We start from the raw sequence: 19,497 nt of genomic DNA, 5'->3' as shown, positions 1-19,497 counted from the left end.
CGTCCACGACGGGCGGAGGGGGTCGTGGGCAGTCGTTCGAGCCGGCAGACGAGGAAGCGGGAACACCATGCAGACAACGGATTCGACACGCCGACAGGCCCGTCGACGCACGCGCAGCATGGTCGCGGGAGTCGCCCTGGCCGCGGCCTGCGCCGTCGCCGCCCCCACCGTCGCGTCGGCGCAGCCGGCACTGCCGATCCCGACCGATCCGCAGGTGGTCCCGGGCTACGAGGCGCTCGCTGCACTCGCCCCCACACTGCTCCAGGCCGCCGAGATCGACGCGGCGAACCCGCAGAACGAGATCCTCGCGCGGGCGAAGCAACTCCTCGACACCGCGCCGCTCTCGCCGGACGCCAAGCGCATCCTGAGCTCGATCATCACGTTCCTGGACGGCAGCCGCGGCGGCGGCCCGGAGATCCCGCAGGACGGACCCGTCATCGCCCAGTTCCTCTACCCGACCGTCGGACGCGGGTGCATCTCCCCCACGGCCGATTCCGTCGGCGCTGCCCTGGCCGTGCCCGGCCCGGCCGATCTGCCGCCGCCCGGACCCGCTGCGGGCGCTGCGGGCTTCGTCTTCACGGCCCTCGGCACGGCGCCGCTCGCCGACCGTCAGGCCGCGCCGCTGACCGCCAACTGGGTCAACGTCGACACCGGGAGGACCGGCGCGACCGTCCTGACCGGCGCCGCGAACATCAACCCCGACGGCCCCGCCACCCTCTCGGCCATCGCGGACACCGGGCGTGGCCGCGTTCTCGCGGCGATCTCGGGCTCCATCACCACGGACGCCGGGATCACGTGCAGCTTCCTGCCCACGGTGGGCGCCTTCGTGGTGAACTGACGACGAGACCGTACGACGACGGAAGACCGGTGGCCGAGTACGGCCACCGGTCTTCTCGTGTCGGGGGTCAGGAACCGAAGTACGCGGAGAACTGCGTGTAGAGCGCGCCGGCGATCGAGTAGAGCACGTCGATGAGCGTCATGAGAATGCCTCCAGGGTGCGAATCAGGGTGGATGCGAGGTCCGGTCGCGCGGCGGGGTCGGCGACCGGCGTCGTGGGAACCGACGTGTCCGGTTCGCGCGTGACCGGGTCGGGCGTGACCGCATCGGCCGCGAGCGACCACTGGCCGTAGTCCGCCTTCAGCACCGTGTTGACGTCGATGCCGACGCCCTCGATGCGGCGCTTGTCGATCTCGATCTGGTGCAGGTGCGCGGCGGGGTGCACGAAGCCCTTCGGGGTGCCCCAGTTGTGCTGCCAGTACCAGGATCCCAGCCCGGCCGCGGCGGCCAGGGTGATGGTGGGGGCGTTGGCGTAGACCCCGGTGTTCTCCCGCCCGACGACGGAGTGCCAGCCGAGCAGATAGGGCGCGATCATCGAGGCGAATTCCGCGGCCGTGGGGTTGTCGTCGATCGCGGCGTAGATCGGCCGGTTCGCGGGTCCGCCTGCGGCCGTGTGCAAGTCGAGTCCACGCGTCGCGTGCCGAACACCGGCGTCGTAGCCGCCGCGCCAGTCGGCAGTGGCCCCCTTGCCGAACTGGTAGCAGGACACCACCTGCAGCCCCTCCCCCGTGAGGGCGGTGGCTTCGGCGGCGGTCATCGGCTTACCGGTCATCCACTCCGCGCCGGGTCGGCGGTCGGAGACGTACCGGATCGCTCCCACGTGACCGGCAGCGGCGATGGCCGCGGCGGAGGGCACACCCGCCGCGTAGTCGACGATGGTGCCGAGGCCGGGGTCCGCTGCGGCGACGGACCGTCCTGTCGCCCCGAGGCCGACGGCGACGCCGCCGACGGCGGCGTAGCGGAAGAGCTGTCGACGGGATACGTGCACGAGCACCTGCCTTCACGACTCGCCCGGCGCGCCTCCCCGGGCGGACGACGACGGACTGCTAGTTTTCTCGGTTTCGGTCACTCCAGTGGCGCCGAGCCGCAATTGCACCACACACACCTCGAGGCCCGCCAGTCACTGCAGACACTCGACGACGCGCTCCACGGCGTGTCGCAGGCGTGTCGCGTAGGCGTCGGGGTCGACGACGCCCGAGCTCGTCGTCACCGAGAGCGTCACGGTGTCCCCGATGCCGTGGACGCCGTGGGTCAGTCCGACCGTCGGGGACAACGCCGGGAAGCCCGCCGTCATCAGGACCCGGTGACCGCCGAGGACGAGATCGGCCGGACCGCGGTGCACGCTCGACACGACGGTGTGCCCGCCCACGGTCGCGGGAGTCGACGCGAGGTCGGCGCGGGCGACGTCCCCGCGAATCACGGCGGCCGGGACCGCCTCCGTCGCCCGGTCCCCCGCCCCGAACGCCGGATGGTCGAGCCGCCGACGTCGTTCTCGAAGCGAGTCGGCGATGGCCGCCGCACGCCGAGCGAGATCGTCGACCTCCGGGTGCAGATCGACGCCCGCGACGTGAAATGCGTTGCGCGCCTCGGTTGTTCGCGACGCAGGCGCGATTCCGACGGTGACCTCGGCGCCGAGATCCGAGGGGACCTCCGAACCCACGGCCTCGAGATGGTCGGTGAGAGCGACCGAGATCGCGGTGAGGGCCGCCGCGGTGACGCTGACCGGCCCACCGGCGAGGGCGGTCGTCGGCAGAACCAGACAGCGCATCGCGAGGTCGCCGGACGCAGGGCGGGACAGCACACACGGGGTTCGTCCGACCGGGGGCGCCGGGAGCCGGCCCGACGCAGTGGCCTCGCGTCGATCCCGGTCGGCCGCGGCGGCATCGCGCGCCCGTCGGGCCGTCCGCACCACCCGCACGGGGACCTCGGCCAGGCCGAGCGCGGCGGCGAGGACGGCGGTCGGGGCCGCCGGTGGCCGCACCGGCGGCGGCGGGTCGACGGCGAACAGCGCCCGCGCCGTCGCGGACGCCCGCGTGCCGTCGGCCAGTGCGTGCGCCACCTGCAGCACGGCCACGGCAGCGACGCCGGACGCGCCGGGGACGCCCGTGACCGCGGGAAACAGATGCAGGCGCCACGGTGACACGGCGGCGTCGACCTGGTCGGCGGTCGACGCCGCGACGCGGTCGAGACACCCCTGCCAGTCCGGGGTGTCGTCCACCCGCACGAGATCCGGGGACGGTGACCGCGGCACCCAGTACGGGTAGTCGAGCGCGGCCGGCGTCTCGCGGATGCGCACGCAGAGATCCGCCACCGTCTGGGCGCGCGCGAGCAGCGCGCGCACCACCGACGGACCGTCGACGGCCCCGTCGAACGCGAAGAGCAGAAACTGATCACTGGGGAGACGCCGTGACAGCCAGAACATCCGCGCGTCGATCGCGGTGAGGCGCGCTCGGGTCAGTCGCGGCGGCACAGGCAGAACAGATGCCCCACCGGGTCCTGGAAGACCCGGAAGCCGGGGTGGTCGGCGTCGTCGTCCACCGTGCGCGCACCGATCGAGACGGCGTGGTCGGTGGCCGCGTCCATGTCGTCGACGATCAGGTCGAGGTGGATGCGAATTCCCTCACGGGGCCAGTACAGGGGGACGAATTCGTCCGACTTCTGGAAGGCCAACCCCTGCCCTCCGGGTCCGCGGATCACCGACCAGTCGGGGTCGTCCCGCTCGGACGGCCAGCCCAGCAACGCGGTGTAGAACCGCGCGAGAGCCTGCGGGTCCGGGCAGTCGAGGACCGTGTAGTCCATCTCGATCGTCGGGCGCGAGGCCGGGGAACCGGACGCGGACGGGGAGTCGGCAGTCATGTCCGGAGTCTAGGGACGGGGCGGGCGATCCGCCGGGACGCGCGGTCGTTCGGACTCGGTCCGAATCAGGGATTCGCCGGCTGCACCGGCCCCGACGTCGTCCCCGGGCCGTCGCGCGTCGAGCACGATCCAGTCGGCGTCCGGCCGCCACGGGTCGAGCGACCACGTGGAGAACCGTTGCACGGCGACGAACCCCACCGCCGCGAGGTCGCGGAGCGCATCGTCCGGGGAGTAGGCGCGATCGGTGGCGAAGCCCGCGATCATCCGACCACCGGGCCGGAGGGCGTCGTACCACCGCCGCAGGACCCTCGCCTCCGTGCCGGGAGCGAGGAAGACCAGGACGTTGCCCGCCGCGACGACGGCGTCGAAGGATTCCGGTTCGAGCGGAACGGTGGTGAGGTCCCCCAGCACGACCTCGATCCCGGCCCGCGTCCGCGCCTCGGCTGTGAGCACGGGGTCGAGGTCGATCCCGACGACCCGGTGCCCACGCCGCGCCAACTCGGCGGCGAGCCGACCTGTGCCGCATCCCGCGTCGAGGATGCGCGAGTCCCGGTCGACGGCCGCATCGACGAACCGGGCCTCACCGTGCAGGTCGGCACCGGACCGCTCGAGGTCGCGGAACCGCTCCACGTAGGCGTGCGAGTCGACGGCGGAGCGTTCGAGCTCCCACCGCGTCGGTTCGCTCATCGATCGAGGTAGAAGCGCGCGGTCTCGGTGGCGACGGCCGCAACCGTGTCGGCCAGGGCGCGATCGTCGGACTCCAGCGTCGCCGCCACGGCATCGGCCAGCGCGGCGTCGCGCAACCCCTTCTCCCGCAGCACGTCCCACGCCCGGCCGATCAGCCGGACCGACTCGGCATGCGTGAGGTCCGGCCGGTGCGACCGCAGCGCGGTCGCGGCCCAGTCGGGATCGAACGTCCCGCCGGGCGGCCCGAACACCCGCTCCCCCGTGGTGTACGGAACGGGGTCCGACAGGTGCTCACTCCGCGCGTCGTCCGTCACCTCGCCACGGTAACCCGTATCAGGTCCCGGCGGCCGACTCGGCTCGGGCCGACTTGGCGCCGGCCGACCAGGCGTAGGGCAGGTCCTCGCCGTTGAGGACGTGCGCTCCGACCGATCGGGCCTTGTAGAGCACCGGGTTGTGCACCGAGATGGTGCGGGCGTTGCGCCAGTGCCGGTCGAATCCCGTGCGCTCGGACAGGATCGAGGCCCCACCGACCTCGAACAGCTGCGTCGTCGTGGTCAGCACGAGGTCGACGACGGTGTTCTGTGCGTGCGCCGTCGACAGCTCGGCGCGGTCGAGCGCATCGGCTCCGTCCTCCTGCGCACCCACCTCGACCGCCCGCGCGACGTCGGCCGCCGCCGCGAGCACGAGGGCGCGCGACGACCACGCCGCCGCCTCGAGTCGGCCGATCAGCTGCTGGACCACCGGGTCGTGCCGCGGCAGGTCGGCGGCGGCGTGGGTGAAACTGCGCGTGCGTCCACGGACCCAGCCGACCACGTCGTCGGCGGCGCGCCGCGCGATCCCGGCGAGCACCGCGAGCTGCACCAACTGCAGGTACGCCGTCGCGTAGGTGCGGCCGGGGGCGCCGTAACCGGGTCCGAGAAGTCGATCCTCCGGCACCTCGACGTCGGTGAAGACCGTGGTACCGCTGACGGTGAGGCGCTGACCGAAGCCGTCCCAGTCGTCCCGTTGCGTCACGCCCGAGGCGTCCGCGTCGACCAGGACCGACACCCGCTCGCCGTCCAGATCCGCCGCGACAAGGATGTGGTCGGAGTACAGGCTGCCGGTGCTGTAGACCTTCTCGCCGTTCAGCCGCAGAGTGCCGTCGTCGGCGCGTGTCACCGTGGTGCGGTACCGGTCCACCGCGCCCACCCCTGGTTCGGTGATGGCGTTGCCCACGAGGGTGCCGTCGGCCACGGCCCGCAGCCACCGCTCGCGCTCCGGGCTCGGGTCCGCGGCGAGCTGGTCCTCGACGAAGCTCCAGTGCACTCGGAGTGCCTGGGGCAGGTTCGATTCCGCCGCCGCCAGCTCGACGAGGAGCGCGAAGAGCTGCTCCACCGAGGCCCCGAGACCCCCGAACTCCACGGGGACGCGCAGCGCTCCGAAACCGGCCTCGCGGAGCAGGGCGATCTCGTCGTGCGCCAGGCGGCGGTCACGCTCGCGATCGGGAGCGCCGGCCGCAATGCGATCGAACACGGGCCGGAACCGGGCGGTGAGCTCGGCATCGGACGGGCGGGTGGCTGTTCTGCTGTCGGTCACGGCGGGAACGATGCCGCCCCGCCGTGGCTCGTCACAGCGTTGCGCTCGAGCCGATTCTTTCCGCGGCCGCGGGATCTACGGTCCGTGCATGTCCTCGATCGTCGACGTGCTGACCCGACTGGGCCTGCCCGACCGGGTGCCCGCGGAGGTCCTCGCCGATCCGTACGCGGCCCTCCTCCCGACCCCGATCACGTCCGACCCGTTCTTCGTGGACCCGGCCGACCCCGCCGACCCCGCCGACGGCCCCTACCCGACCGACGCGCCCGGCACGGTGCTGCGCAGCCGGGAGATCACCGGCCTCGTGCCCAGGCCGCGCACTCGCCTGCGGCAGTTCGCCGTCGCGTCGCGGGACGCGCAGAGTCGACCGGTCACGGTCACCGCCTCGCTCATGGAACCGCGACGCCCGTGGCGGGGGCCGGGGCCACGTCCGGTCCTGGTCCACAACGTCGCGATCGACTCGCTCGGCTCGGCCGCGACGCCGTCGTACCGCCTGGTGCACGGGCTCGGCCAGGACTTTCCGGCGGTGGTTCCGCTGTGGCTGCAACGCGGGTACGCCGTGCTGATCGTCGATCACGAGGGCCCCCGGATGGCGTACGCGGAGGGCACGATGGCCGGGCACGCGGTTCTCGACGGGCTGCGCGGGCTGCCGTCTCTCGACGCGACCTACCGCGACAGTCCCGCCGTGATGTACGGCTACAGCGGCGGCGCCATCGCCACGGTGTGGGCCGCGCAGCTGCAGCCGAGCTACGCGCCGGAGTTGCCGCTGATCGGGGCGATCGCCGGTGGCACGCCGACGAACGTCGGGTTGTTGCGCGAGACCATGAACGGCACGATCGCGTCGGGTCTCTTCGGCGCCGCGGTGATCGGTCTGGCCCGCGAACACGAGGCCCTGGCCGACGAGTTCGGGCCGCTGGGGCTCTATCTCGCCACGCGGATCAAGAACCTGTCCGTGGTGCCGCTCGCGCTCGGCGGACTGGCGCGACTGCCCCTGGAGGCACTCGCGCGCGATCCGAACGTCTTCGACTCCCCCGTCGCCCGTGCGGTGATCGACGCAAACACCCCCGGAGCCGCCGCGCCGACCGTGCCGTTCGCCTTCTATCACGGTGCGCGAGATCGCTGGATTCCCGAACACGGCGTGCGGACACTGGCCGACGACTGGCGCGCGCATGATGCCGACGTCGAGGTGCGGCGCGTCGTCGGCGATCACTTCGTGGGCGCGGTGTCGGGCCTGCCGTTCGTGACGCGATGGGTGGCCGAGCGATTCACCGACTCGACGCGTCGGTGAACTCGGTGATCCACCAGGCCGCGTAGGGCGGCATCCAGGACAGTCCGGCGTCGTCGGGGTCGATGGTGTGGTGCGACAACACCTCTCGTGGGTCGGCGACGTGGTGGGTGATCACGTGATGCGGGACCGGCCGGTGCTCGCCGGTCACGTTGACCAGGCCGAGCAGGGTGCCGCTGGGGTGACGACGCAGGACGCCGAGCACGCCGTCTTCGAGTCCGGGGACGAGGTCCACCGGTGCTTCCGCGTGCAGCATGGGCAGACCGGCGCGCGTGCGCATCACGTGGGCGACACCGTCGTAGGCCCGCTGGGCGTCCGAACCCGGCTCGCGACACGCGGCGCGATCCGCGTCGGTGACGGCGGGTCGATGCACCCACCGGTTGTCCGCGGCGTGTGCGGGGTCGTCGGCCCACGCCGGATCACCCGGGGACGCCACCTCGTCCCCGCTCCAGATCACCGGAATGCCGCCCCACACGGCGATCAGCGCGTGGGCGAGGAACAGCCGGGCGAACGCGCCGTCGGGATCGCGACGCGACGGTCCGAGTCCGGTGAGCGCCGCCGTCGTGCCGCTGACACGTCGATCGCCGGTGTCCGGATTGTGTTGGAAGACCAGGCCTTCCGCCGGGGATCCGGGGAACTCGCCCGCGTACCAGTCGGACAGGAACCGACGATGCCCGGCTCCGGTCAGGCCCACCGCAGCGGCGTCGCCGTCGTCGATCGCCCACCCGATGTCGTCGTGACACCGGACGTAGGTCACCCACGTCCCACTCGACGGCGTGGGTGGCAGCGCACCGAGCGCGTGCTCGGCCAGGCGGGTCGAACCCGACGCCAGCATCGACCAGATCTGCACCATGAGGCTGTTGTGGTAAGCGACGTCCGACACGCGGCCCGTGTGGCGCCCCTGCCCGAGGTAGGGCAGCAACTCCCGCGGTCCCACGATGGCCTCGGCCTTGAACAGCACGGCGGGCGCGGCCAGTCGGGCCGTGGCGCGGAGCGCCTGCGTGATCGCGTGCACCTCGGGCTGGTTCTGGCAGTTCGTGCCGAGTCGCTTCCACAGGAAGGCGATGGCATCGAGCCGAAGGACCTCGACGCCGAGGTTGGCCAGCTCCATCACGATCTCGGCGAACTCCACCAGCACGGCGGGATTCGCCCAGTTCAGATCCCACTGCCACGCGTTGAAGGTCGTCCAGACCCAGCCGTTCACGCCGTCGTCGAACGTGAAGTTGCCGGGCGCGAAGTCCGGGAACACCTCGGGGAGAGTGCGTTCGTAGGCGTCGGGGGTGTCGCGATCCGGGTGGATCAGGAAGTAGTCGCGGTACGCAGGATCGCCGGAACGAGCGCGTTCGGCCCACTCGTGTTCGCGAGCAACGTGATTGAGCACCAGGTCGATGACGATCGAGATGCCGCGGGATCGCAGGGCGGTCGCGAGGTCGCGGAGGTCGTCGATCGTGCCGAGGTCCTCGCGCACGGCCCGGTAGTTCCGGACGGCGTACCCACCGTCGTTGTCGCCGGGGCGCGGGTCCAGGAGCGGCATGAGATGCAGATAGGTCACGCCGAGGCCGATGAGGTGATCGAGGCGCTCCCCCACCCCCGCCAGCGTCCCGGCGTAGCGATCGGCGTAGCACGCGTAGCCGACCATGTCGGGGCGCCGGAACCAATCGGGGTTCAGCAGCCGACGGTCGTCCAGGGCGTGCAGATCGTCCGGCCGCGCCGCGAACCCGGCGGCCGCCGTCGTCACCAGCCGGGCCGCGACGTCGTCGGGCGAGGGATACACGGCCGCGACGGCGTCGTGCAGGTCCGGCCACCACCGCTCGAGCCGCGACGCGAACGCGTCGCGACGATGCTGCGGCAGGTCGGCCAGGGCGGAGTCGACGAGGTCGGTGATCGCATCCGGAACGGCGCTGCGCGGCATGGGCGGATTCTGTCACTGGTTTGGCGGTCGAGGCGGAAGGGGTACTGCGACGCATGGTCAACTTCGGAGAGATCAAGCGCAAGCTCGACGCCAACGAGGACAAGGTCGAGAAGGGCCTGGACAAGCTCGGCGACGCGGCGAAGAAGAAGTTCGCCGGCCACGATTCCCAGATCGATCAGGGTATCGACCGGGCCAAGGACGCCATCGGGGAGAAGAACTCCGAGCGTCGCGACGCCCCGCCCGCCTAATGGTTCCGCCGGGGGGACGCCTCGGGGGCGTGCTGGACACCGCGCTCGACCTCGCGGTCGTGCCGGGGTACAGCCGAGTCGGCTCCTGGGTGCGGCGGCGATTCTGGGCCGCGGATGCGGCGCCCTTCCTCGCGCCGGTCGACGTGGTCGTCACCGGTGGTGGGTCCGGGCTGGGCGCCGCCACCGCCAGACGTCTGGCCGAACTCGGGGCCCGCGTCCATCTGGTGGGTCGCACGGAACGACGCCTGGACGCGTCGGCCTCGGAGATCAGGCACACGGTGCCGGGATCCGTCGTCGAGACACACGTCTGCGACATCAGCGATCTCGACGCCGTCGCTGCCTTCGGCACGTCCCTCGCGACACAGGTGACGTCTCTGCACGCGTTGGTGCACTGCGCGGGGGTGATGCCACCATCACGCACCGAGTCGGCGCAGGGACACGAGAGCGCGTACGCGACGCATGTTCTGGGGCCGACCCTGCTCACCCATGCCGTTCGGCCATTGTTCGACGCCGGGTCGCGAGTCGTGTTCGTCTCGAGCGGCGGGATGTACGCGGTGCCGCTCACCAACCCGGACTTCGAGTATCGGACGGGCCGGTACTCCGGCACCACGGCCTATGCCCGCACCAAACGCATGCAGGTGGTGATGGCCGATCTGCTCGGCACCCGGTTCGACGGACCCGACGATCCGGTGGTGCACAGCATGCATCCCGGGTGGGCGGCGACACCCGGAGTGACCGATTCGCTGCCTCTGTTCGACACGGTGATGCGGCCGCTCCTGCGCTCGGCCGACGAGGGTGCCGACACCATCGTCTGGCTCACCGCATCCGACACACCCTTGGCGACCACGGGCGGCTTCTGGCACGACCGAGCCCAGCGCCCGACGCACTACCCTCCGTGGCGACGGGACGACCCCGAGGTCCGCGCCGCGCTGTGGCGCGACGTGGAGGCGGCGACGGGGATCGGCTGAGCGGTCGGTGTGCGTGCGGTCAGCGCGCGTGCCGGACGATGTTCACCACCGTGCCGTCGGGCGCCCGAACCAGGAAACGACGCACTCCCCAGTCCTCGGTGGTGAGCGGGTGCACGATGTCGAGACCGAGGGCCGTCACCTCCTCGTACGCGGCGTCCACGTCCACCACGTGGATCGACAGAGCCGGCACGGCAGGCGCGGTCGCGTCGGCCGACACCAACTGGACGCTCGCACCGCTGTCCGGTGCGGTGAGGCGCGTGACCCAGCCGAGGTCGAACTCCACCTCCCGGAGACCGAGCACCTCGCGGTAGAACGGCGCCGCGGCCGCGATGTCGGCGACGGTCAGGTTGGCGGTGATGCGGACGACCTCCACGGCGACCTCCTCGCGTTCCGTGGGTCGAGGATGCCACGACGTTCTCATGGTTGACGAGAGTTCGTGCATGCACGTCATGGATCGTGTCGGTGGGTGCCGGTACACTCGAACATACGAGCGACTGGGGGGTCGGCGACATGGCGGGGATACCGGTGGGGACAGGTGCGGCGAGCACGGCGGCGACGCCGTGGGCTGCATTGGATCACTCCGCCCTCGGTCTGCCCGCCACCACCGACCTTCCGTCTCCGCAGGCGCTGGACGCTCTGGTGCACGCGGCTGCCGGGGTGTCCTACCTGAAGTGGTTCGAATACCAACTCGCCGCCGCCATGCACGCCGAACTGGTGGAACCGTTCGAGGACGAGGACCGCCGCGAGCTCGACGCGTTCACCCGCTGCGCCGCCACCATCGCCACGACGATGTCGATCACCCCGTTCGCCGCCCGCACCCTGCTCACCGACGCCGTCGCCCTCCGCGACCGGTTACCTCAGGTCGCGCGGTGTCTGCGGGACGGGATCGTCACCCCGCATCACATCCGCACCATCGTCTCCCGGACGGAGCTGATCGAAGGGCAGTGCTACGCCGCCCTCGTCGACGCCGACATCGCCGCCGCGTTGCGCAAGCCCGGGTCGTGGTCGCCGGCGCGGATGGAGATCATGGTCGACACGATGGTGCACCGCCGCGACCCCGACGCCGTCCGTGCACGCCGAGAGGCAGCGAAGCGGAACCGGGAGTTCACCGTCGAGACCGGGCGGGACGGAATGGCCACCACGACGGACACCCGGCCCGCCGAGGACACCGACCTCGCCGCCGCCGCGGTCCACCGCCTCGCGGCGCAGGTGTGCCCGAAGGACACCCGCTCCAAGGCGGCGCGGGCCTCCGATGCGCACTACGCGTTGCTCACCCAGACCGAGTTCGGGTGCGACTGCGACCGCCCGATCACCGACTGCCGCTACAAGAACATCGACGTCGGCAGGTTCGCGGCGACGGCGCCGCGGATCGTGATCCACCTGGTCACCGACACCACCACCCTCACCGGCCCCGTGCCGGCGCCGGAATCCGAGCGGGTCTGCAGGTCACCGCAGCACCTGCCGCGACCGACCACCGAACCCACCCCAGCGGCCCAGCCCGAGGGCGACGCCGAGGTCCGGCCCGAACCCGCCGCGAAGGCGGTCACGGCCGAGTCGGTGGCGCCGGATTCCGTTGCAGCAGAACCGGTTGCAGCAGAACCGGTTGCAGCAGAACCGGGTGCAGCAGAACCGGGTGCAGCAGGTCCGGGTGCAGCGGACGCGGTGACACCGGATTGCACCGGCACCGCGATACTGGCCGACGCCGCCGCGGACCCAATTTCCACCAAGTCACCGGCGGTCGACGAGCCCTCGGAGGACCCGCACGGATGCGACGAGCCCCTCGGTCTCGACACCGTCGACGGAGTCGGATTCCTCGCCGGCATCGGCATCATCTCCGGCGCCCACGTCCGCGACCTCGCCGCCGACCCCCGCACCGTCATCCGCCCGCTGGGCGACGGCACCGACACCCCACTCCCGGCGACCCAGCCGTCGAACCCGTATCGCCCCTCGGCGGCCCTGGATGCGTATGTGCGGGCGCGGGATCAGTTCTGCACCTGGCCCGGCTGCAACCGACCGGCGTGGGAGGCCGACCTCGACCACATCACCGAATACGACCACCACGACCCCGAGCGGGGCGGGCGCACCGACGCGGCCGGACTCGGCGCCAAATGCCGGTTCCATCACCTCTTGAAGACGTTCGGGGACTTCGTCGACGACCAGTACCCCGACCAGTACCCCGACCCGAATAATCCGAGCCGACTGATCCGCACCATCACCATCCCCGGCGGACGCACCGTCCTCGGCCCCGCGTTCACCGGCCACGATGTTCACCCGGGACTGGACACCATCGTCTTCGGCGACCCACCCGACACGTCAATGCCGCGGCCATCGAGACCGGTCCTCACCGAACGCACCCGACCCGCCCCACGCACCGAGCAGAAACACGCCCGCCGACGACAGGAACGCAACCGCAACCGACTCCGCAACGCCGTGGAGCGTCACCCACCCGACGACACCCCACCCCCCTTCTGACCGGGGTGGCCCCTCAGGTTGCGGCCGGACTCACCATCGAGACGACCGTCGGACCGTCGGGAAGGTCGGTCGTCTCGGTCACGCCGAAGCCACACCGCTCGTACAGGCGGACATTCCGCGGGTCGGAGGTGTCGAGCGCGACCGGCACTCCTGCCGGAACGGCGTCGAGCGCTGCCCGCACCAAGGTTGCACCGAGACCGCGCCCACGACGACGAGGGTCCACGCCCAGGGTTTCCAGGGTCCACGCCCCGGCCGGAGGTGGCGGCGTCGTCGCGCCGAAGACGGCCGCGAGGCGATCACCGTGCAGTGCCGCGACCTCGTCCTGCATCGACGACGGAGGCTCCGGCGGATTCGGCGGAAGCAGCGCCACCACACCGCTGACGTCGGCGTCCGCCAGAACGACCCCGTTCTCGAGGGCGTATTGCAGGTAGAGACGCTGCAATCGGGTCAGCCGGTCCGCGTAGTCCTGCGCGGGCACGGCCCAGCGCGTCCAGGGGTAGTCCGCGAATGCGACCGCGAGCAACGCCGCGGCGTCGTCGAGGGCAGCGGCCGGGAGTGGGCGGAGGGTGAATACGGTGGAACTCACGGGTCCAGTGTCCGACAGAAATAATTCCCACGACACCGAGGTTGAAGCTTCCATGAAGAAGATCGGGTTCCTCTCGTTCGGTCACTGGTCCGACTCGCCGCATTCGCAGACGCGGAGCGCGGCCGACGTCCTGCACCAGTCGATCGACCTCGCCGTCGCGGCCGAAGATCTCGGGGCGGACGGCGCCTACTACCGGGTGCATCACTTCGCGAACCAGCTCGCGTCGCCGTTCCCGCTGCTGGCCGCGGTGGGTGCCAAGACCAGCCGGATCGAGATCGGCACCGGCGTCATCGACATGCGGTACGAGAACCCGTTCTACATGGTCGAGGACGCGGGGTCTGCGGACCTCATCGCGGGTGGCCGCCTGCAGCTCGGTGTCAGCCGGGGATCGCCCGAGCAGGTCGTCGAGGGCTACCGCTACTTCGGTTACGCCCCCGCCGAGGGCAAGGATCACGGCGACATGGCGCGTGATCACACCCGCATCTTCCTGGACTTGTTGGAGGGCAAGGGGTTCGCCCAGCCGAACCCGTCGCCCATGTTCCCCAACCCGCCCGGCCTTCTGCGCCTCGAGCCGCATTCGGAAGGGCTCCGCCAGCGCATCTGGTGGGGTGCCGGCACGCGGGCGACCGCTGAGTGGACCGCCCAGCAGGGCATGAACCTCATGAGTTCGACGCTCCTGAGCGAGGACACGGGCGTGCCGTTCCACGAGTTGCAGGCCGAGCAGATCGAACGGTTCCGCAAGGCATGGTCCGACGCCGGTCACCCGTTCGAGCCGCGAGTGTCCGTCAGCCGCAGCATCTTTCCGATCGTGAACGAGACCGACCGCATGTACTTCGGCCGCGAGGGTGGCAGCGGCGATCAGGTGGGTTACCTCGACGGCGGCAAGGCTCGCTTCGGCAAGACCTACGCCGGCACCCCGGATCGACTGATCGAGCAGCTCGCGCAGGACGAGGCGATCGCCGCCGCCGACACGCTGCTGCTCACCGTCCCCAACCAATTGGGCGTCGAGTACAACGCCCACCTGATGGAGTCGATCCTGACGCACGTCGCACCGGAGCTCGGCTGGCGGTGAGTCAGACCGTCACGACGTCCCGCTGAATTGCCCGGATCACGTCGCCCGGGACACCGCGGGTGAGCAGACCCGCGCCGAGGGGACCCGACGTGCTCGATCCGAGGGCGGGCAGCCGGGCCAGCGCACGGCGTTCGTCGTCCGTCAGCTGGTCGAGCTGCCACCGGGCCTCCTCCGCGACCGCATCGGGGTCGCCGGGACGTGCCAGGGCCACGGCCTTGGCTGCGTACCCGGCGGCGCCCAGCGCGTGAGCGCCCATGTGCGCCACCGCGGACGCCTGGGCGACAACCCGAGCGGCAGCCGCGCCGGCGGGCGTCGTCGCGGCACCCGCGGCTGTCACCGGCTCCATCCGTCGGGCGATCTCCCGCGCTGCGGTGCTCTCGCCGCGGGCATAGGCGCGCGTGCGGCCGAGAGCGTCCCGCACCACGCGCACCGACTCGTCGTCGGCGTCGAACAGGTGGACCACTCGACCCGCACACTCGGACGCCCACCGCGCCAGCACGCGTCGATCGTCGTCGGACAGTGTTTGCGGTGACGGCATCCCGTGATCGTTCCACGCCGACACCCACCCGTCGTACGCTGTGACGATGGCGCTCGACGACGGCCCGTTCTACCACGGCACCAAGGCCGATCTGGCTCCCGGCGAGTTGCTCACCGCCGGTCGACGGTCGAACTATCGGCCCGAGGTCGTCATGAACCACATCTACTTCACGGCCCTGATCAGCGGCGCCGGCCTGGCCGCCGAATTGGCCGCGGGCGAGGGCGAACCCCGCGTCTATCGCGTCGAGCCGACGGGCGAGTGGGAGAACGATCCCAACGTCACCGACAAGAAGTTCCCCGGCAATCCGACCCGGTCCTACCGCAGCCGCGACCCGCTACGCGTAATCGAGGAGGTCCACGACTGGCCGCGCCTCACCTCGGACGCGTTGCAGCAGTGGCGCGATCGCATCGCGGTCATGCGGAACGAACGGGCCACGATCATCAACTGACCCCGTACGTCACACGTTGAAGCGGAACTCCACCACGTCACCGTCGGCCATGACGTAGTCCTTGCCCTCCATGCGCACCTTGCCGGCGGCCTTGGCCGCGGCCATGGATCCGGCGGCGATCAGGTCGTCGTAGGACACCACTTCGGCCTTGATGAAGCCCTTCTCGAAGTCGGTGTGAATGACGCCCGCGGCCTGGGGGGCGGTGTCGCCGCGGTGGATCGTCCAGGCCCGCGACTCCTTCGGCCCTGCGGTGAGATAGGTCTGCAGACCGAGGGTGTGGAAGCCGGCGCGCGCCAGGGCGTGCAGCCCCGGCTCCGACTGACCGATGCTCTCGAGCAGCTCCATGGCCGACTCGTCGTCGAGTTCGATGAGCTCGGACTCGATCTTCGCGTCGAGGAACACCGCGTCGGCCGGTGCGACGGTGGCACGCAACTCGGCCACCTTCGCCTTGTCGGTCAGGACCGACTCGTCGGCGTTGAAGACGTAGAGGAACGGCTTGGTGGTGAGCAGGTTGAGCTCGCGGAGCAACGACGCGTCGAACGAATTTTTCACCGAGTACAGGGTCTTGCCGCTGTCGAGGATGCTCTGCGCTTCCTTGGCCGCGGCCACCATCGGCGCCCGATCCTTCTGCGTCCGCGCCTCCTTCTCGAGCCGCGGCACGGCCTTCTCCAGCGTCTGCATGTCCGCGATGATCAGCTCGGTCTCGATGACCTCGATGTCGGCGGCGGGGTCGACGCGGCCGTCGACGTGCACCACGTCGTCGTCGGCGAACACGCGCACCACCTGGCAGATGGCGTCGGCCTCACGAATGTTGGCGAGGAATTTGTTGCCGAGGCCCGCACCCTCGGAGGCGCCCTTCACGATGCCCGCGATGTCGACGAACGTGACCGGCGCGGGCAGGATGCGCTCCGAACCGAAGATCTTGGCCAGCTCGTCCAGCCGCGGGTCGGGCAGCGGCACGACACCCTCGTTGGGCTCGATCGTGGCGAAGGGGTAGTTCGCCGCGAGGACGTCGTTCCGCGTCAGCGCGTTGAACAGGGTGGACTTGCCGACGTTGGGCAGACCGACGATTCCGAGAGTGAGGCTCACAGGGAGAAGAGTCTAACGGTCAGTAGGTGTAGCTCGATCCGGCCGACACCGCGACCGCGATGATCACGACGTAGAACAGGATGAACAGCGCGAAGAGCGCACCGAAGATGTAGAGCGAGTACTTGCCCAGCTGCTTCGTCCGTTCCGACGCGTAGTGCGCGCCCTGGTAGTCGCCGAGCGACCACCGCGGGAAGACCGAACTCGAATGGTTGAACGCCGAGAACGCGAGCGGCCAGAAGAAGACGAGTGCGGCGACGGCCCACCCGGCGTTGGTGGGAGGCAACGGCGGCGGGCCGTACGGCTGCTGCGGGTATGCGGGTTGCTGCTGCTCGGGGCTCGGGAAGGACGGCGTCTGCTGGTATCCCGCCTGCCCGAAGGACCCGGTGCCGCCACCGGCGGTCGACCCCGTGCCCGGCGCGCCGCTGTCGGCTCGGTACTCGGGGTTGGGGGTGGGCTTGTACTCGGGGTGATCGGACACGAGGAGCATCGTAGGCCGTCCCGCGCGCGGACGACCCGGTGAAACAGGCGGCGTTGTCAGGTCGTGACACAGGCGCGCGTGGAGACCGCCACGAAATGTCGGTGGCCCTGCTTACAGTGTCCCCGATCACACGATGATCGCCCTTCCGACGCAGGAGCTCCGTAGATGACCGTCGTTTCCGACAGAGACAACCCCCACGTCGAGTTCGTCAAGAACGACGACGATCTGCCCCCGGTCGCGGTGGTCGACCGGACTCCGATGTCCGCGGCCAAGCGCGTCATGTTCGTCCTCATCGGCATTCTGGGCGGTGTCGCCTGGACGATCGTCGCCATCGTGCGCGGGGAGAATCCCAACGCGGTGTGGTTCGTCATCGCCGCCGTGTGCACCTACATCTTCGCGTTCCGCTTCTATGCACGCCTCCTCGAGAACCGCGTCGTGCGGCCGCGGGACGATCGTGCGACTCCGGCGGAGATCCTCGAGAACGGTAAGGACTACCTGCCGACCGATCGGCGCGTGCTGTTCGGCCACCACTTCGCGGCCATCGCCGGCGCCGGTCCCCTGGTCGGGCCGGTCCTCGCCGCTCAGATGGGCTATCTGCCGGGCACCCTGTGGATCATCGTGGGCGTCGTCTTCGCCGGCGCCGTGCAGGACTACCTGGTGTTGTGGCTGTCCACTCGCCGCCACGGCCGCAGCCTCGGCCAGATGGCCCGCGAGGAGCTCGGCGTGGTCGGCGGAACCGCCGCCATCGTCGCCGTGTTCGTCATCATGATCATCCTCATCGCGGTGCTGGCCCTGGTGGTCGTGAACGCCCTCGCCGAGAGTCCGTGGGGCGTCTTCTCGATTGCGTTGACCATCCCGATCGCATTGTTCATGGGTGTCTACCTGCGCTACCTCCGCCCGGGCAAGGTCTCCGAGGTCTCGCTCATCGGTGTGGTGCTGCTGCTTCTCGCCATCGTGGCGGGCGGCTGGGTCGCCGAAACCGACTGGGGCTCGGACTGGTTCACGCTGTCCAAGGTCACCGTGGCGTGGCTGCTCATCGCGTACGGCCTCGCCGCCTCGGTGCTCCCGGTATGGCTGTTGCTGGCCCCGCGCGACTACCTGTCGACGTTCATGAAGATCGGCACCATCGTCCTGCTGGCGGTCGGCATCCTCATCGCGCGTCCGGTCCTGCAGATGCCGGACACCACGTCCTTCGCGAGCACCGGCAACGGTCCGGCGTTCGCGGGCTCGCTCTTCCCGTTCCTGTTCATCACCATCGCGTGCGGCGCGCTGTCCGGGTTCCACGCGCTGATCTCGTCCGGCACCACGCCGAAGCTTCTCGAGAAGGAGAAGCAGATGCGGATGATCGGCTACGGCGGCATGCTTACCGAATCGTTCGTCGCCATCATGGCTCTGGTCACCGCGTGCATCCTCGACCAGCACATCTACTTCGCCCTCAACGCGCCCACCGCACTCACCGGCGGCACCCCGGAAACGGCCGCGGAGTACGTCAACGGCCTCGGACTGTCCGGCGGCGACATCACCCCCGCCGAGCTGTCGCAGGCCGCGGCCGACGTCGGCGAGGAGTCGATCATCTCGCGCACGGGCGGTGCGCCCACCCTCGCCTTCGGCATGTCCGAGGTCCTGCATCAGGTGTTCGGCGGCGAGAGCCTCAAATCCTTCTGGTACCACTTCGCGATCATGTTCGAGGCGCTCTTCATCCTCACCACCGTCGACGCCGGCACCCGCGTCGCTCGGTTCATGCTCTCGGATTCGCTGGGCAACCTCGGCGGCCCGGCGAAGAAGTTCCGCGACCCGTCGTGGCGCGTGGGCGCGTGGGTCTGCTCGATCGTCGTCGTCGGCGCCTGGGGCGCCATCCTGCTGATGGGCGTCACCGACCCGCTCGGCGGCATCAACACCCTCTTCCCGCTCTTCGGCATCGCGAACCAGCTGCTGGCAGCCATCGCTCTCACCGTGGTGCTCACCGTCGTGATGAAGAAGGGCCTGTTCAAGTGGGCGTGGATTCCGGGTGTGCCGCTGGTGTTCGACCTGGTGGTCACCATGACGGCCTCGTACCAGAAGATCTTCTCCTCGGTCCCGGCCATCGGCTACTGGGCGCAGCACAGCGACTTCAAGGAAGCCAAGGCGCAAGGCCTCGAGAAGTTCCGCACCGCAGCGTCACCCGACGCGATCGATGCCGTCATTCGCAACACGTTCATTCAGGGCACGTTGTCCATCGTGTTCGCCGGGTTGGTGCTGGTGGTCGCGGCAGCCGGTGCGATGGTGTGCATCAAGGCGGTTCGCCAGGGCGGTCTGCCCGGCACCGAGGAGCCCGATGTGCCGTCGAAGATGTTCGCCCCCAGCGGGTTCGTCCCCACCGAGGCGGAGAAGACGGTGCAGGCCGAGTGGGACCGCCTCATCGAGTCCGGAGTGGTGGATCGTCCCGGCACCAGGCACGGCGGGCACTGAC

General features: G+C 70.5%; 20 protein-coding genes. 8 read left to right on the top strand and 12 right to left on the bottom strand.

From position 1 onward, the window contains the following. The first annotated feature begins 67 nt into the window (after positions 1-67). Positions 68-838 carry an Rv1157c family protein gene (locus RC2_RS04585; RefSeq protein WP_371828697.1) on the top strand — a complete coding sequence of 257 codons (771 nt, stop codon included), beginning with the start codon at positions 68-70 and terminating at the stop codon, positions 836-838. Positions 839-976: 138 nt separating this feature from the next. Here RC2_RS04585 and RC2_RS04580 read toward each other — a convergent pair whose 3' ends face one another. The 6 genes from RC2_RS04580 to RC2_RS04555 all read right to left on the bottom strand — a co-directional run bounded on the left by RC2_RS04580 (position 977) and on the right by RC2_RS04555 (position 5,955). Continuing rightward, positions 977-1,825 carry a DUF1906 domain-containing protein gene (locus RC2_RS04580; RefSeq protein ID WP_082895592.1) on the bottom strand — a complete coding sequence of 283 codons (849 nt, stop codon included), beginning with the start codon at positions 1,823-1,825 and terminating at the stop codon, positions 977-979. Between the two features lie 132 nt (positions 1,826-1,957). Next, complete coding sequence (locus tag RC2_RS19280) at positions 1,958-3,307, bottom strand: WS/DGAT domain-containing protein (RefSeq protein ID WP_082895587.1); 1,350 nt, start codon at positions 3,305-3,307, stop codon at positions 1,958-1,960. Continuing rightward, positions 3,292-3,693: a VOC family protein gene (locus RC2_RS04570; RefSeq protein WP_068149873.1), complete on the bottom strand. Its 402-nt coding sequence runs from the start codon at positions 3,691-3,693 to the stop codon at positions 3,292-3,294. The genes RC2_RS19280 and RC2_RS04570 overlap by 16 nt, the downstream gene beginning before the upstream one ends. A 9-nt stretch (positions 3,694-3,702) precedes the next feature. Next, on the bottom strand, positions 3,703-4,380 hold the full coding sequence (locus tag RC2_RS04565; RefSeq protein ID WP_068149876.1) for a class I SAM-dependent methyltransferase: 678 nt from the start codon (positions 4,378-4,380) through the stop codon (positions 3,703-3,705). After that, a complete protein-coding gene (locus RC2_RS04560) occupies positions 4,377-4,694 on the bottom strand; it encodes a hypothetical protein (RefSeq protein WP_245810955.1) in 318 nt (105 codons plus the stop codon). The genes RC2_RS04565 and RC2_RS04560 overlap by 4 nt, the downstream gene beginning before the upstream one ends. 19 nt (positions 4,695-4,713) lie before the next feature. After that, entirely contained in the window at positions 4,714-5,955 is a 1,242-nt protein-coding gene (locus RC2_RS04555) for an acyl-CoA dehydrogenase family protein (RefSeq protein WP_068149881.1), read from the bottom strand. Positions 5,956-6,043: 88 nt separating this feature from the next. Between RC2_RS04555 and RC2_RS04550 the strand changes: the two genes are divergently transcribed. Further along, positions 6,044-7,240, top strand: coding sequence for a lipase family protein (locus RC2_RS04550; protein WP_083529654.1), 1,197 nt, complete (start codon positions 6,044-6,046; stop codon positions 7,238-7,240). Here RC2_RS04550 and RC2_RS04545 read toward each other — a convergent pair. Continuing rightward, positions 7,218-9,149, bottom strand: coding sequence for an alpha-amylase family protein (locus RC2_RS04545; protein WP_068149886.1), 1,932 nt, complete (start codon positions 9,147-9,149; stop codon positions 7,218-7,220). The genes RC2_RS04550 and RC2_RS04545 overlap by 23 nt on opposite strands. 53 nt (positions 9,150-9,202) lie before the next feature. Between RC2_RS04545 and RC2_RS04540 the strand changes: the two genes are divergently transcribed. Next, on the top strand, positions 9,203-9,397 hold the full coding sequence (locus tag RC2_RS04540; protein WP_068102369.1) for an antitoxin: 195 nt from the start codon (positions 9,203-9,205) through the stop codon (positions 9,395-9,397). A gap of 29 nt (positions 9,398-9,426) precedes the next feature. After that, the gene (locus RC2_RS04535) at positions 9,427-10,365 is read left to right on the top strand and encodes an SDR family NAD(P)-dependent oxidoreductase (RefSeq protein WP_245810954.1); all 939 of its coding nucleotides are present in this window, start codon (positions 9,427-9,429) and stop codon (positions 10,363-10,365) included. 19 nt (positions 10,366-10,384) lie between these two features. Here RC2_RS04535 and RC2_RS04530 read toward each other — a convergent pair whose 3' ends face one another. Continuing rightward, positions 10,385-10,786, bottom strand: coding sequence for a VOC family protein (locus RC2_RS04530; protein WP_068149904.1), 402 nt, complete (start codon positions 10,784-10,786; stop codon positions 10,385-10,387). Between the two features lie 89 nt (positions 10,787-10,875). Between RC2_RS04530 and RC2_RS04525 the strand changes: the two genes are divergently transcribed. Next, positions 10,876-12,837: an HNH endonuclease signature motif containing protein gene (locus tag RC2_RS04525; protein ID WP_083529653.1), complete on the top strand. Its 1,962-nt coding sequence runs from the start codon at positions 10,876-10,878 to the stop codon at positions 12,835-12,837. Between the two features lie 13 nt (positions 12,838-12,850). On the opposite strand, the gene RC2_RS04520 is transcribed toward RC2_RS04525, so the two are convergent. Beyond that, on the bottom strand, positions 12,851-13,423 hold the full coding sequence (locus RC2_RS04520) for a GNAT family N-acetyltransferase (RefSeq protein WP_068149690.1): 573 nt from the start codon (positions 13,421-13,423) through the stop codon (positions 12,851-12,853). A gap of 52 nt (positions 13,424-13,475) precedes the next feature. Between RC2_RS04520 and RC2_RS04515 the strand changes: the two genes are divergently transcribed. Further along, positions 13,476-14,495 carry an LLM class flavin-dependent oxidoreductase gene (locus tag RC2_RS04515; RefSeq protein ID WP_068149693.1) on the top strand — a complete coding sequence of 340 codons (1,020 nt, stop codon included), beginning with the start codon at positions 13,476-13,478 and terminating at the stop codon, positions 14,493-14,495. Between the two features lies 1 nt (position 14,496). Here RC2_RS04515 and RC2_RS04510 read toward each other — a convergent pair whose 3' ends face one another. Beyond that, entirely contained in the window at positions 14,497-15,033 is a 537-nt protein-coding gene (locus RC2_RS04510; RefSeq protein WP_174552286.1) for a putative immunity protein, read from the bottom strand. A 46-nt stretch (positions 15,034-15,079) separates the two neighbouring features. Here RC2_RS04510 and arr point away from each other — a divergent pair, with 46 nt between their 5' ends. After that, complete coding sequence (gene arr, locus RC2_RS04505) at positions 15,080-15,481, top strand: NAD(+)--rifampin ADP-ribosyltransferase (RefSeq protein WP_068149711.1); 402 nt, start codon at positions 15,080-15,082, stop codon at positions 15,479-15,481. A 9-nt stretch (positions 15,482-15,490) separates the two neighbouring features. Here the strand turns inward: arr and ychF are convergent, their stop codons facing one another. Continuing rightward, entirely contained in the window at positions 15,491-16,570 is a 1,080-nt protein-coding gene (gene ychF, locus RC2_RS04500; RefSeq protein ID WP_068149695.1) for a redox-regulated ATPase YchF, read from the bottom strand. A 19-nt stretch (positions 16,571-16,589) separates the two neighbouring features. Next, entirely contained in the window at positions 16,590-17,057 is a 468-nt protein-coding gene (locus RC2_RS04495; RefSeq protein WP_072681092.1) for a CD225/dispanin family protein, read from the bottom strand. A 156-nt stretch (positions 17,058-17,213) separates the two neighbouring features. Between RC2_RS04495 and RC2_RS04490 the strand changes: the two genes are divergently transcribed. Then, positions 17,214-19,496 carry a carbon starvation CstA family protein gene (locus tag RC2_RS04490; protein WP_068149698.1) on the top strand — a complete coding sequence of 761 codons (2,283 nt, stop codon included), beginning with the start codon at positions 17,214-17,216 and terminating at the stop codon, positions 19,494-19,496. Position 19,497: the final 1 nt, after the last annotated feature.

This window comes from Rhodococcoides corynebacterioides NBRC 14404 (assembly GCF_001894765.1).
GTDB lineage: Bacteria > Actinomycetota > Actinomycetes > Mycobacteriales > Mycobacteriaceae > Rhodococcoides > Rhodococcoides corynebacterioides.
Note: the sequence above shows the minus strand (reverse complement) of the source record. Positions and strands in the feature narration are given on the sequence as shown.